Source organism: Vibrio sp. 10N.261.45.E2, assembly GCF_002875705.1.
Lineage (GTDB): Bacteria > Pseudomonadota > Gammaproteobacteria > Enterobacterales > Vibrionaceae > Vibrio.
In genome coordinates this window covers 107,862-122,434 of sequence record NZ_MCZZ01000113.1, presented here as the reverse complement: position 1 = coordinate 122,434, position 14,573 = coordinate 107,862, and the positions used below count along the sequence as shown (strand labels likewise).

Annotated in this window: 9 protein-coding genes and 1 tRNA gene; 6 read left to right on the top strand and 4 right to left on the bottom strand. The window is 44.2% G+C overall.

The window, feature by feature from the left end; all coding sequences use genetic code 11:
* Positions 1 to 36: 36 nt before the first annotated feature.
* Entirely contained in the window at positions 37 to 1,053 is a 1,017-nt protein-coding gene (gene tsaD, locus BCT34_RS10045) for a tRNA (adenosine(37)-N6)-threonylcarbamoyltransferase complex transferase subunit TsaD (RefSeq protein ID WP_076654482.1), read from the bottom strand.
* Between the two features lie 258 nt (positions 1,054 to 1,311).
* Here tsaD and rpsU point away from each other — a divergent pair, with 258 nt between their 5' ends.
* The 5 genes from rpsU to BCT34_RS10020 all read left to right on the top strand — a co-directional run bounded on the left by rpsU (position 1,312) and on the right by BCT34_RS10020 (position 6,050).
* Positions 1,312 to 1,527 carry a 30S ribosomal protein S21 gene (gene rpsU / locus BCT34_RS10040; protein ID WP_004396009.1) on the top strand — a complete coding sequence of 72 codons (216 nt, stop codon included), beginning with the start codon at positions 1,312 to 1,314 and terminating at the stop codon, positions 1,525 to 1,527.
* A 25-nt stretch (positions 1,528 to 1,552) separates the two neighbouring features.
* A complete protein-coding gene (locus tag BCT34_RS10035) occupies positions 1,553 to 1,996 on the top strand; it encodes a GatB/YqeY domain-containing protein (protein ID WP_017069475.1) in 444 nt (147 codons plus the stop codon).
* A 119-nt stretch (positions 1,997 to 2,115) separates the two neighbouring features.
* On the top strand, positions 2,116 to 3,867 hold the full coding sequence (dnaG, locus tag BCT34_RS10030) for a DNA primase (protein ID WP_076654483.1): 1,752 nt from the start codon (positions 2,116 to 2,118) through the stop codon (positions 3,865 to 3,867).
* Positions 3,868 to 3,966: 99 nt separating this feature from the next.
* The gene (gene rpoD, locus BCT34_RS10025; protein WP_017061407.1) at positions 3,967 to 5,811 is read left to right on the top strand and encodes an RNA polymerase sigma factor RpoD; all 1,845 of its coding nucleotides are present in this window, start codon (positions 3,967 to 3,969) and stop codon (positions 5,809 to 5,811) included.
* Positions 5,812 to 5,974: 163 nt separating this feature from the next.
* Positions 5,975 to 6,050 (top strand) — tRNA-Ile (locus BCT34_RS10020).
* Positions 6,051 to 6,584: 534 nt separating this feature from the next.
* Here BCT34_RS10020 and BCT34_RS10015 read toward each other — a convergent pair.
* On the bottom strand, positions 6,585 to 7,502 hold the full coding sequence (locus tag BCT34_RS10015) for a phage integrase SAM-like domain-containing protein (RefSeq protein ID WP_241902806.1): 918 nt from the start codon (positions 7,500 to 7,502) through the stop codon (positions 6,585 to 6,587).
* A gap of 884 nt (positions 7,503 to 8,386) precedes the next feature.
* Positions 8,387 to 9,019 carry a DNA-binding protein gene (locus tag BCT34_RS10010; protein WP_076654484.1) on the bottom strand — a complete coding sequence of 211 codons (633 nt, stop codon included), beginning with the start codon at positions 9,017 to 9,019 and terminating at the stop codon, positions 8,387 to 8,389.
* A 308-nt stretch (positions 9,020 to 9,327) separates the two neighbouring features.
* Here BCT34_RS10010 and BCT34_RS10005 point away from each other — a divergent pair, with 308 nt between their 5' ends.
* Positions 9,328 to 10,299, top strand: a complete 972-nt coding sequence (locus tag BCT34_RS10005; RefSeq protein WP_076654485.1) for a linear amide C-N hydrolase — start codon at positions 9,328 to 9,330, stop codon at positions 10,297 to 10,299.
* Between the two features lie 218 nt (positions 10,300 to 10,517).
* On the opposite strand, the gene BCT34_RS10000 is transcribed toward BCT34_RS10005, so the two are convergent.
* Positions 10,518 to 13,463 carry an autotransporter outer membrane beta-barrel domain-containing protein gene (locus BCT34_RS10000; protein WP_076654486.1) on the bottom strand — a complete coding sequence of 982 codons (2,946 nt, stop codon included), beginning with the start codon at positions 13,461 to 13,463 and terminating at the stop codon, positions 10,518 to 10,520.
* Positions 13,464 to 14,573 lie beyond the last annotated feature (1,110 nt).

Below are 14,573 nucleotides of genomic sequence, written 5' to 3'. Positions count from 1 at the left end.
GCACTCGGCGACCGTTTATCGAAACATTTTGATGTATTACGCAATTGGCTCTAATTGGTCAATTGGCCAACGTGGTGTGGCATGAACAGACAAATCAGCCGTTTCGCCATTCTTCAGGCGTTGCATGCCCGCATAAGCGATCATCGCACCGTTATCGGTACAGAACTCAGTGCGTGGGTAATACACCTCACCACCGATTTTCTTAGCAAGAGCCTCAAGCTCTACGCGCAGTTGTTTGTTGGCACTTACACCGCCTGCAATCACTATACGTTTCATGCCAGTTTCTACCAAAGCACGCTTACACTTAATGACTAAGGTTGCACAAACAGCTTCTTGGAACGCGTAGGCGATATCAGCACGAGTCTGGTCATCATTCTCGTTATCACGAATAGTATTCGCTGCGAACGTCTTAAGGCCAGAAAAGCTCATATCCAGACCCGGACGATCAGTCATAGGGCGCGGGAACTTAAAACGACCCGGAGTGCCTTTTTCCGCCAAGCGAGATAGCAGTGGACCACCAGGGTAATCTAAGCCCATCAGTTTCGCGGTTTTATCAAACGCTTCACCTGCCGCATCATCAATAGATTCACCCAGGATTCGGTATTCACCGATGCCTTTCACTTCTACCATCATAGTGTGACCACCAGAAACGAGCAGAGCCACAAATGGGAATGGTGGGGGGTTATCTTCTAGCATTGGCGCAAGAAGGTGACCTTCCATATGGTGAACAGGCACAGCAGGCACGCCCCACGCGTAAGCAATGCTTCGGCCAATTGTTGCACCTACAAGCAGTGCGCCAACCAAGCCAGGGCCAGCTGTGTAAGCCACACCATCAATATCTTTCGACGTTAGGTTTGCTTCTGCTAATGCCGCTTTAATAAGAGGAATTGTTTTTTTCACGTGGTCACGCGAAGCTAGCTCAGGCACCACACCACCGTAATCGGCGTGCAGCTTTACTTGGCTATATAATTGATGAGAAAGCAGCCCTTGCTCATCATCATAAATCGCGATTCCTGTTTCATCACAAGAGGTTTCAATACCAATAATGCGCATAATTTTCTCGGCACGCTTTCGTCTAAAATGGGAAATTAGCGCAATATTACCCTGCCTAAGCTCTTCAAACAAATATTGTACAGACTATAATCGACAAAGTGCTTTACAAAGCCACTGTGATCGGATTAAAATTCCGCACCATTTTTGATCAAGCTGGTTAATGGCCAAACGCAAATAGAGAGTTAGCTCAATGGGTAACTTCTCTGATTTGGTACTGAGTAGTCAGCGATAATGAATAACCCCTGAGGTGAAAGGCATATGCCAATAGTTAAAGTACGTGAAAACGAACCGTTCGACGTTGCACTACGTCGTTTCAAGCGCTCTTGTGAAAAAGCAGGTATCCTTTCTGAAGTTCGCCGTCGCGAGCACTACGAAAAGCCAACTACAGTTCGCAAACGCGCTAAAGCAGCAGCTCAAAAGCGTCACGCTAAGAAGCTAGCTCGCGAAAACGCACGTCGCGTTCGCCTGTACTAATAACTTAATCCATAAGGACTGAGTTATGGCTCTTATTGAACAACTCAAAGAAGAGCAAAAATTAGCGATGAAAGCCAAGGACAAACCGCGCCTTGGCACTATCCGCTTAGCTCTTTCAGCAATTAAGCAACGTGAAGTTGACGAACGGATCACTCTGAACGACGACGACATTCTTGCTGTATTAGTTAAAATGGTTAAGCAACGTCGCGATTCTGTTGCTCAATATGAATCGGCAAATCGTCAAGATCTTGCTGACGTGGAAAAAGCAGAAATTACGGTACTTGAAGGCTTTATGCCTCAACCGCTAACTGATGAAGAAGTTATTGCACTACTTGATAGCGCAATCGCCGAAGCTCAACCTGCGGGCATGCAAGACATGGGTAAAGTAATGGCTATCTTGAAACCACAAATTCAAGGGCGTGCAGATATGGGTAAAGTTAGTGGTTTAGTTCGTTCTAAACTCGCTTAATCCCAAATCAAATTGCAACAAGCCGTGCAATCCTTCGGAACGCACGGCTTGTTTGTATCTGTAACCTATTCAAACTATTATTATCCACACTTTCAGTTAGTGCATTTTTCTAAGGTTTTATGGCAGGACACATCCCGCGTAGTTTCATCGATGATCTCCTAGCGCGTCTCGACATTGTCGACATTGTGGACGCACGCGTGAAACTTAAGAAAAAAGGCAAAAACTATGGTGCTTGTTGCCCATTCCACAACGAAAAGACCCCTTCTTTTAGCGTAAGCCAAGAAAAACAGTTTTATCACTGCTTTGGTTGTGGCGTACACGGTAATGCTATCGACTTCATTATGGAGTTCGAACGTCTCGATTTTGTCGAAGCCATTGAAGAGCTTGCCTCTTTCTTAGGGCTTGATGTTCCTAGAGAACAGCGCAGCGGCGAGATATCAACAACACCAAGAGCCAACAGCGAACAAAAACGTAACCTCTACGACTTGATGGGCGGCATCAGTAATTTTTACCGTTCTCAACTGAAAATATCAGCCAACAAGCCTGCGATTGATTATCTGAAGAATCGCGGTCTTTCTGGTGAAATCGTCCAGAAGTTTGGCATTGGTTATGTGGCCGATGAGTGGGACTTAGTTCGCAAGAACTTTGGCCAACAGAAAGAAGCCCAAGACATGCTCGTGACTGGCGGTATGTTAATCGAGAACGATAAAGGCAACCGATACGACCGATTCCGTGGACGTGTCATGTTCCCGATTCGCGATCGTCGTGGCCGTGTGATTGGTTTTGGTGGTCGTGTACTAGAAGACGGCACACCAAAATATCTGAACTCGCCGGAAACGCCTATCTTTCATAAAGGTAAAGAGCTTTACGGCCTTTATGAAGTGTTACAAGCCTACCGTGAACCGCCGCAAATACTCGTGGTTGAAGGTTACATGGATGTCGTGGCACTAGCGCAATATGGTGTCGACTACTCAGTAGCATCACTGGGCACCTCGACAACTGGCGACCACGTTCAAATGTTGTTCCGTCAAACCAGCACCGTGGTTTGTTGCTACGATGGTGACCGAGCAGGTAAAGAAGCCGCATGGCGCGCACTAGAAAACGCGCTTGAGTACCTAAAAACCGGCAACACGCTTAAGTTTCTGTTCTTGCCAGACGGTGAAGACCCAGACAGCTATATTAGAGAACATGGTAAGGCCGCTTTCGAACAGCTTGTTCAAAATGCGACACCACTTTCGACCTATTTGTTCGATAACCTGATTGAAATACACAAGTTAAACTTGGGAACAACCGAAGGGAAGTCAGCACTGCGTGCACACGCTAGCGCCTTGATTAACAAGATTCCTGATAGTTACTTCCAAGAACTGCTCGAAAAACTGCTCGATGAGCGGACTGGATTTGATAACCAATTGCGACGAGCGCGTGTTCACACACAGAACCCGACACCTCAACCGCATAAAGAGCTAAAGCGCACTCCAATGCGTGAAGTTATCGCTTTGCTTATCCAAAATCCGAGCTATGCTGATATGGTACCGGATTTATCAAGTGTCAAAGGCTTACAGCTGCCTGGACTAAGTTTATTCGTCGAAGTACTTGATAAATGCCACGCGCATCCCCATATCAACACAGGCCAATTATTAGAGCATTGGCGACACAATAAACATGAGGCTCTTCTGTCTCGTCTCGCGAGCTGGGAAATCCCCCTCGACGAAGACAATCAAGAAGACATATTTTTAGACTCATTGGACAACATACTTGCCCAGTGCGTTGAAAAACAAATTGAAAACCTGCAGGCCAAAGCAAGAAGCGTCGGTTTATCAGCCGAAGAAAAAAGGGAGCTACTAGCTTTAATGCTAGATCTAAAAGCGTAACCCTGTTTGATTAGTCAGCATTTAATAAATTTGTTAACATAATTGGTTTGCATTTGAGAATGCAACGTCCTTCACCAGACCTGAAGTTGGATATCATCTATGGATCAAAATCCGCAGTCACAGCTTAAATTACTTGTTATTAAAGGCAAGGAACAAGGCTATCTGACCTACGCCGAAGTAAACGACCACCTACCTGCAGAAATCGTGGATTCTGAACAGGTAGAAGACATCATTCAAATGATCAACGACATGGGTATCAAGGTAGTTGAAACTGCACCTGATGCTGATGATCTAGCACTTAATGATGACGATGCCAATATAGATGAAGATGCAGCCGAAGCTGCAGCTGCTGCGCTTTCAAGCGTAGAAAGCGAGATTGGCCGTACAACTGACCCAGTTCGCATGTACATGCGTGAAATGGGTACGGTTGAACTACTGACTCGTGAAGGCGAAATCGACATTGCGAAACGTATTGAAGATGGTATCAATACTGTTCAACTATCGGTTGCTGAGTACCCTGGCACTATTCCATACATCTTGGAACAGTTTGACCGCGTACAAGCAGAAGAGATTCGCTTAACAGACCTAATCAATGGCTTTGTTGACCCTGACGACGATGGCACAGCTGCGCCAACGGCGACTCACATCGGTTCAGAACTTGCTGAAACTGATCTGGAAGACGAAGACAAAGAAGACGCTGAAGACGACGAGGAAGAGGAAGAAGAAGATACAGGTATCGATCCTGAGCTTGCTCTTGAGAAGTTCACAGCGCTTCGTACTAGCTACCAGAACCGTCAGCTAGCGATCAACGAGTACGGCCATGAAAGCCCGAAAGCAACGCTTGCAACGACAATGATGCAAGACGTATTCAAAGAGTTCCGTCTAACACCAAAACAGTTTGATTACCTAGTAAACGAACTGCGTAACTCTATGGATCGTGTACGTACTCAAGAACGCCTAATCATGCGTCAAACGGTTGAGTACGGCAAAATGCCGAAGAAATCTTTCATTGCTCTATTTACTGGCAACGAATCTAGCGAAGCATGGTTGGATGAAGTTCTTGCTTCAGACAAGCCATACGCAGAAAAGATCAAACGTAACGAGCACGACATCCGTCGCTCTATCCAAAAACTGGATATGATCGAACGTGAAACGTCTCTTACTGTTCAAAGCATCAAAGATATCAGCCGTCGCATGTCTATCGGTGAAGCGAAAGCTCGTCGTGCGAAGAAAGAGATGGTTGAAGCGAACTTACGTCTAGTAATCTCGATTGCTAAGAAGTACACAAACCGCGGTCTACAATTCCTGGATCTAATCCAAGAAGGTAACATCGGCCTGATGAAAGCCGTAGATAAGTTTGAATACCGTCGTGGTTACAAGTTCTCTACTTACGCTACTTGGTGGATCCGTCAAGCAATCACTCGTTCGATTGCCGACCAAGCTCGTACTATCCGTATTCCGGTTCACATGATCGAAACGATCAACAAACTAAACCGTATCTCTCGTCAAATGCTGCAAGAGATGGGTCGTGAGCCACTTCCGGAAGAGCTGGCTGAGCGCATGCAAATGCCTGAAGACAAGATCCGTAAAGTACTGAAAATCGCTAAAGAGCCAATCTCAATGGAGACACCAATCGGTGACGACGAAGATTCGCATCTAGGTGATTTCATCGAGGATACAACGCTAGAGCTACCTTTAGACTCAGCAACGGCAACAAGCCTGCGCGGTGCTACTAAAGACGTTCTTGCTGGCCTAACACCTCGTGAAGCTAAAGTACTGCGTATGCGTTTCGGTATCGACATGAACACTGACCACACTCTTGAAGAGGTTGGTAAGCAGTTCGACGTAACTCGTGAGCGTATCCGTCAGATCGAAGCAAAAGCACTACGTAAACTTCGTCACCCAAGCCGCTCAGAAACTCTGCGTAGCTTCCTAGACGAGTAATCACGCGCTTTAGTGTGGTTAGCTTTTAAGCATAAATAAGAAAAGGTGAGCGTTGGCTCACCTTTTTTTTACCTATGTGATTTAAGTGGCTAAGATGTAAGCGGAATTGCCCCTTATAGTGTCTAGACACCACTGAATGCTTCCCCTATAATCTATGCCCTACGGCCCCTTAGCTCAGTGGTTAGAGCGCACGACTCATAATCGTTCGGTCCCCAGTTCAAATCTGGGAGGGGCCACCAAATTCCGATAAGGCTCATGAAGAAATTCATGGGCCTTTATCTTTTCTAGTCCTTTCCATATCCGGTCTTCGATTACTTCCTGTAAGCACCATTCCATTAGCACCACTGAAACACTCCACCTAATCACCACAGAACCCGTAAACCTATCTCAGGCTGATATCGACCATCAGTAAGTTCTCTCATCTGTACTGCATGATTCAGAGCATATACATACCACTCAACACCAGAGTAGAACCCCAGAAAAACTTCCCAGCTAAACCAACAAAAATATAACCAACATCCGTTCCCTTAGGTTCAAGTTATTAATATATAAATGGATTAGTAATCAGCGAGAAATAACACTCGATAGTGCCATGAGTATCAGTCACCAATGGCTAGGACAGATGAAGAAAGGAAACAATGAGACCAATTACCGCTGAATGGTAATTGGTCTTATATCTTTAAACAGCATTCAATCAGTCAGCAATCAGGGATGATGACCGAGTAATTTAGACAGTCTCAGTCGTACTTCTTTGTCTAAATCCTTTGCTTCTTTCAGCGGAATGGACAACGTTTTCGCAATATAGTCATGATGATCCCGACCATGTTTATCCCCGCAACCACCGGTGGATTGACTCCCATTTGTTGAGCGTAATAGTGACAAGCAAAAAACTTACGTTCACCATGAGATCGGTACGCCGGATCGATAGTTTTGTGCTCTCGCCAAGCTCGGCTTTGAAACGCTTTAAAACTTTCATGTTTGGGCACCGCATTATCATGTCCCGTCTTACGTTGTAGTCGTTGCCCCCTTTCGAGCACATCAACCTGTGCTTGCCTTTCTACTGGAATGACCCGCGCTTGGCCACCTTTCGTACCTCGCGAGAGAGTAATGTGCCCCGTTTGAAGATATTCCTCCAAGGCTTTAGCGCAATCCAGTAATGACCCTTCTCGAAACCGAGCACCAAATTCGCGCCCAATACCGCCCACCACTGCGACCGCCTCACTTGCCTTCGTCGTGATGAAAGTATGTTGCTGTGCAGTGATGGAATTATCTTTCGTCGCTATGTCGTTTTTGGGCGGAAAATCTAGATCCCGGGTAGCTCTAACTATCAAGCTTTTATCTCCTCTTGCCTGTGCCAAGCAGACGTTAACGTGCGATAGATAGTCGCGAGCAGAACTTGCGCTAAACCCTTCCTCCGTTTCAAACCGTTCTCTCAAGTACTCGCCATATTGCTCAATATGATGTCTCTCTATTTGATTGAGACGCTTTACCTGCGTTTCAGTTTTCAAGAATTGAGCCAGATCTCGACACGCCGACGATCGAGCTTCATGTGTGTTATTTTTCATCCCACCGAGTTGCTCAAGGGATGCATTCACCAAGGCTTTATCTATCTGCCTCGCCTTTAATCCAAAGTTGGGTTTCCTAAAATCTCGCGCTCCGTTTGGAAGATGACCATCGTAGAGTTTTGCCATCTTAAGCTCCTGAATGTGTGTTCATAGTGTGTTATGCGCAGAAGAATTTTACTTCTGTATCGATAAATGAATACGCCTCTTTGGGCGATGTGCTTCTCCATCGCGGAGTCTGCTGGGCGTGTTGCATCCTCTGTCTCTAGGTAGCACTGTTGGCATCAGCGTGCGGCATCTTGCAGCCTCTATCTAGTCATCACTATGGGTTGAACTTTTCCTGATATCGCAGTACCTGAAATTCACTTGGGTTACATTGGAGATAGAACGCCAAACCAACGTTGCTTCTATCCGTACCAAGTCGTTCGCATTCCGGAAATCACGAAATCATTGTATGGCGGGTTTTCGGGTTGTGCGCAAAGCGTCACTTCCGAAAACTTCGACGGTAAGACTATGAAGAAACAAGCTCTCACTGTGTTTATAGCCTGAGTCTGCTCTTCGTCTAATTTCTTTCTAAATTAGACGAAGTAATGCGAGTGTGTGCGTTAGTGATTCACATCGCCTGCTCTTTGCGTACACTCTTTCGAGTGTACTGAGCAGGCAAATGAGGAATCGCCACATTTTGTGGGTGAGTGTGTTTGAGTCCCACTCTTAATTTGAGTCGCCTAATGAGTCGTTTGACGTTGATGCCTTGTGGCGTTTGATAAGCACTTTCGCGCTATCTTGAAAGGTATAGGGCATATTGCGAATCTCCCATTACGCTGTGATGTTTTTTCTTCGATTCAACATCTCACTCTAGCTATCTGCTCTTTTTTCTGGTGATTGGGGCTGGCGATACTCAGATTTGTTCATGATCGTATTATGCAGGAATGAACCGAAATCAATGCTCGCAGATAGGAAATGAAAAACGCACTCACCGACTAGGGTGAGTGCGTTCATGCAAGACAAGTGCGCTATTCCTGTCCGTTACTGTCTAACCGTGCAATACAGGCATGAAGCTGCTCGTTGTCATTTTTCAGAGTCTCCATTTGGACTTGCTGACTCTCAAACATGGCCTCCCGTCGTGCCTTTTCAATACGAACATCCTCCAGTGCAGACCGCTGATGTTGACGAGCTTCTTTGAGCTCAGCAATACGTTGCTCTTTCTCATCCAACGTTTTTTGTAAACAATGCACTTCCATTGCTGAACGCGCTTGCTCCTGTATCAATGCTTTATCTAGGACGGTCATTTGAGACTGCGCATCACGAAACCTTTCTTCCATTTCCACTAAATCTTCAATCGCCTCTTCTCGTTGCGCTTTAGATGCTTCAACACACTCCTTCCAACGTTCATCACAGCTTTTCACCTGCTGCTGAATTTCATTCTTCAGCATATTCATAACTTCTTCTGACAGCTCAACCATTTCACACTGTTGCGTAATACGCCCCTGTTTGTCTTCATTCCACTGTTGCAAGTATTTGTGCACGGTACTTGTACTTTTGATGCTTGGAATGATATTAACAAGCGCTCGAACGGTTATTTTTTGACCTTGCAGAAGCAACGCTTCACAACCGTCATAAACACGCTGCTGATTAATTTTATCCATATTGTTCCCTATTTTCTTGTGAATTCAGCAATAGGTAAGCGAACGAACAAAACAAACGAACGGTGTTCGTTCATTTTTAAAACGTGCATCTTGAGCAGCTCAATGAACCTTAGATATCCTTCCTTCTCATTTTTGGGCTGACTCAAACACATTTGCCCGCTCCATTTCTGCGTATGACGAATCACATCCGTCATATCGAATTAAAACAAATTCACATTCAGGGTTAAATTTATCTCCAACGAAACGGGGCACCCAACAAGGCTGTCCACTTTCATTCTTTCTTATTTATATTGAAACTGGAGCAACCCATGTGTACACGTATCGTTTATCAAACAAATTCTGACAAATTCATTACGGGTCGAGGAATGGATTGGAATGATCCTACTGCGAAGTTCAACGTTATGGTGCTGCCTCGTGGCATGCAACAAAAAGGCAGCAACCTAGACAATGGGTTAACTTGGACTTCAAAATATGGTTCTGTCTTTATCTCTATGTATGGTGGCGCTTCATCTGATGGGCTAAATGAGCATGGCTTGGCAGTGAATGCTTTGTATTTAGCTGAAGCAGACTACGGAGATTATACGTTAAGTGACAAACCGACTCTGTCTATCGGCGCTTGGGTTCAATACTTTTTAGATAATTTTGCGACTGTAGATGAGGCGGTTGCCGCAATGCAAAACCCTCCTTTTGTTATTGTTGCTCCTCTTCTTCAAAACGGTCGACCAGCATCGGTGCATCTTTCGCTTTCTGATGTAAATGGTGATTCCGCTATTCTGGAGTATTTGGACGGTGAGCTTGTTGTTCACCACAGTAAGGCATATACAGTTCTAACAAATTCGCCAACATTTGATGAGCAACTGGCAATTGACCGTTACTGGAAGACTGTCGGTGGTAATCGCATGTTACCGGGGACAATCAATGCAGCAGATCGCTTCGTACGAGTGAATTATTTTCTAGAAAGCACGCCTAAATTTGAAGATGGCGAGATGGCAACAGCCGCTGCAATGTCAATCATGCGCTCTATTGGTGTTCCTCTGGGTATGGCGGATCCTGATCACCCTAACATCTCAGCAACGCTTTGGCGTAGTTTGGCTGACCACAGCGCTAAACGCTATTACTTTGAATCTAGCTTGCAACCCGCGCGGTTTTGGGTAGATCTGCAAGATGTTAACCTAGACTCTGGCGCTCCAATCATGGGTGTAGAGGTAGATGGTGAAGTGTTGCTTCGCGGTAATATCGCAGACAAACTTAAAACAATGCCAATGCTTCGCTGGATGTAGTATTAAGTTTTGAACTATAAATAAAAGCCCCTGAATAGGGGCTTTCTCGGTTTAAAAGAACGGATGCTTATCTAAAGGCGTGTGACTTTTCTTCGCTGACACGTTGCTAGCACATTCCTTTTTTAAGCGCTCAATATCTTGTCTATGGTCACTGCCTGCATCTATACATTTATGACCAACATTACAAAGCTACTGCACAGATCCTTCGAATTTAACTATTACCATCGGTAACTGCCATTGATAGACGCGCCCCATTCGCTGCCATGTGTAGATTCAGTCGCAGTAAGCCCACCGTTGATTTGAACAACGCTTGTCACATCACTTGTCAGCCCCAAGCCTACCGTTATCGCGTTTTCTCCACGACTCTGACCGTAAAAATCCTGTTTGTAATCGGGGTTTGAAACAAGTCCTGCACTAACATCATGCTCGTTGTTTTTATTGGCATACCAATCATGTTCATAACGGATATACGCTTCTGGATAGATAGCATAATTGTCGGAAATGCTAGCAAAAATCGCATTAAGCCCAAGAGATGTAATCATTGCTTGTGCATCACTGTCATCGAGCTGCAGACTTAAGCTTGGGTCACCGCCCTTTTCTGAAAAGCCTTCTTGTTTAAAGTAGACATAATTCAGTCCAAGACTAGGCGATAATGCCACCCAATCGTTGCTATACACATTTGTGGAAGCCATTATTCCAGCATAAATACTGTGGCTGCTATAGTCCGCGCTAGCATTAGAATTAGAACCTGATAATTGCACCTGGCGTGTTGAAGAGTGGTCGCCATAAGCATAACCAAGTAATGATCGCAGTTGCCATTGACCAATATCGGGTTGATTCAAATACAAACCCAAGTGATAAGCCGTATTCGAAAATTTCACTTTCGCACTATCATGTTCATCCATGTCATAGGTGCCAGCAGAAAAATACATACCTAACATCGAATTATCAAATTCTGCAATATCTCCGCCTAAAGTGAGGTGCGATAAGCTATAGTCAAAATTCCCTAAATTATCCTCGCCTTCAATATCCCCTTGTATATTACCTATATCGAGCCACATACGTTTGCGGGTAGTTGGTGTGGCATCTTTGATGTCTTTATTACCGTTAGGTGTGAATGCTTTCCTTCCCAGCTGAGAAAATACAGAGTTCATCACCATGTCGGTATGTTCAAGTGCAACCGTCATGTTTGAAGAGTAAGGTTCGGCATGAATCGAATCTAAATGTGGTGCGACCTCATCGTTCGTTAGGGTACTAAGTGCTGTTTGCGTATCAGTATTACCTTGAGCATGACTGGCCGCTAGCAGATTAGCCGCACCTTTCTGGTTGGGACTGGTGACTCCAGGGTGATTAGATAAAGATTGCGCTGGCAGTTCAGATAGCTGCACACTGACTTGATTATCAGCACTCGGTGTTTTCACTTGCTTGGCAGCCAGCAACGCGGGCATATTACCGCCTAACGTAATACTTGGGGTATCGGAATCAGTTTTTGCACCGTCACCCAAATAAACCAAATCATAGACACCATCACTGGCTTCACCACCTGTGGCATAATCACTTGCAGGTAAGGCATTTTTTGCTGCGTTTAATTCGATATCTAAAGTATCAAAACCAATGATATTTGCACGATCAACAATGAGCTCATTTGAGTAAGTCGTGATTCCTGAACTGGCATCAACTACGGTTCCTTTAGGGTCGATATTAGAAACGAATGTATTGTCTCCAGTCCAACTCACGATGCCGAAATTAAAGGCCATCCTACCTTCATATTGCTCCGAGCTACCAGGGACGGCACGTAGACCGGGATCAAGTCTAAAATTATTACCGACCCATATCGTTGACTTATCATTACCAAAATTAACCGGGCCAGAAACTGTTGAGTTAGTAAGGCTTAAATCTGAAAGCTCATTAAATGGGAACCCTCGACCTATATAGGTACTATCTTCTATCGTTAAGCCACCATTGACGAACTCCTCGGCTTGGGTTTCACCTAAAAAGCGCACTGTGGCGTTATCGATAACCCAATCTGATGCTTTAAATTCAGAGTTCTCCTTGCCATTTACGGTTGTCGTACCGTTATTAAAATAAAAGGTACCACTGCTGTCAGTAGAGGCTGCGTCTTCTGCTTGTCCCGTAAATAAAGCTCTATCTCCAAGATTGAGCGTAGTGTTCCCTTCAAAAGTAACAATCCCTGGGTCTTTAGAGCCCGTTACGACATCACGGCGAAAGGAACGAAAAACAGTATTGTTTGCTAAGTTAATTGTGGAGTCGGTAATAGTCGGATCCGTTAGGTATAAACTACTGCCCGTTGTCACGAATGTGCCGGATAAATTGATGGTAGCGTTGTTAATAGTTGAAGCAATAAACTTAGGGTTTGAAGGTGCTGAAACCAGTACAATTTGACTTCTGTCTATATTTAAAGTCGAACCCGGCCCCATCATGAGGTTACCGTTGAACTCATTGTAGATAACGCTATTGTCTTCGAGTCTCAGATCTGAATTGTCAGCAATATTTAATGATGTTGAAAATGTTTGCGGACTATCCCACACGCCTGACCCAACATTAATGACATTACCAGTTCCCGTAACGTTGATAGCATGATCATCCCGCCAAAACAGTTGGCGCTCTTTTCCAAAAGTAAGCCTAGAGGAGTTTAAGTTGATAGCATCGTAAATTATTAGGTCAGGTTGCCCAAAGAATTCCGACGAACTATTCTGATCCTTAACTTGCAAATGAATATTATCCAAATTCAAGGTATCAAAGATATATTCATAACGATCTTTGGTCGGGTTAGGATTGCGAGGATCTTGTGACTCGGCTAGTGCCGTTAATAGAAATACATCGGTATTTGCATTATTTCCTTCAACATAAAAATTCTTTATAGCTTGAAATGCTTGCAGTTCACTTGAATCGACATCAGGGATGTTAATATAGAAACGATTAAAGCCGTTGTTTCTGTAAAAGTAACGAACTCCATCATAATCAGTGGACTTTCCTTGTGCCGATAACTCAATCGCAATGCCTGTAGCTTTGGTTATCTGGTACAGTTTATCCTCTGTCACAGCGGACGAATCATCCATATCGAGGGTAGCTGCTTGCGCCTGATTAAAGGTTAACGCTAACCCCAAAGCCGAAGCTAAAGGTGATAATTTTAGTTTTTCCATATTCTCTTCCTTGATGGCTCTAGCTAGCTTTAGAAATTCCCTTCTCAGCCTGAATCTTGAAAGTGTTGCGCGTACGTTAGTATCTTATTACATAATCGCTATGCTCTCTATAACATTTCCAATTTTATTGAGCATAAAATGAAGGGTATTTTTCCCGAGGAGCAATTGCGCTGAAAGCGAATGAAACTGATCTCATGCCGTTATTTTGCTGAGGAAATCTCTGTCCCTGTTTGATCATAGATCGAACTACTACACCAGATAATGTTGCATTTATAGCCGACTATGATTTCCATCTAACCTACTATCCTTATTGAACTTTTTTGCTTTTTCTTAAGGCACCCTCTGATCAGCATTCAAAATGCCTACGTGCGTTCATGACCAGTTTCTTGCCATGCTCGTTCAATGTTGAGTCAGGAAGGTGATACTGCTGTCGGTGTCGGTGTCGGGTATGCTGGTGATACAGGAGTGTAACTATCGGTACTAGAAATTCGTTCAATGAAGACTCGAGTGCTTCTGCAACAGTTAACGCAACAACTGGAGATTACTCTGAAGTATCTGCTGGTGGTGGTGTTCAATACATTTTCTAAGGAAACGTAATCTAACAATAAGAGTTTAACTTTAATTAGTAACCTTCTTTAGTGATATCCGAGTGTATTTTCACACTCGGATATTTTTTATAAAAAAAGCAGCCTTAATATTAATTCCTAACTCATAGTTGTCCAAAGACTTGTGAGCGTGTGATCTGATCTGTTCCAGTGATACTGGACACTCACGTAAGCGACTTTTTCCATACTTTTAATAATTCATGCTTTGCTAAATTAGCAATCTTGCTAAAACGGAATTGTCCAAAAATTTATTTCAGCAGGAGTAGTGCTTACCCCTAAAAAGTTTCAACCTTTAATGCTAAAGTTGCGAACTTTATTGTCTGAGTTTCGATCTTAGTCCACCGACAATAGCTACCATGATTGGTATCCTAAAAAACGTAGATGCTAACCAAAAACAACAGGTTTACGTCATGATCCATAATTTCACTTTTTGTAGATGACTTTTTCAAAATGTACCAACAAGAGTACCAACCCAACATAAACCAGAAACACAACAAATTACACA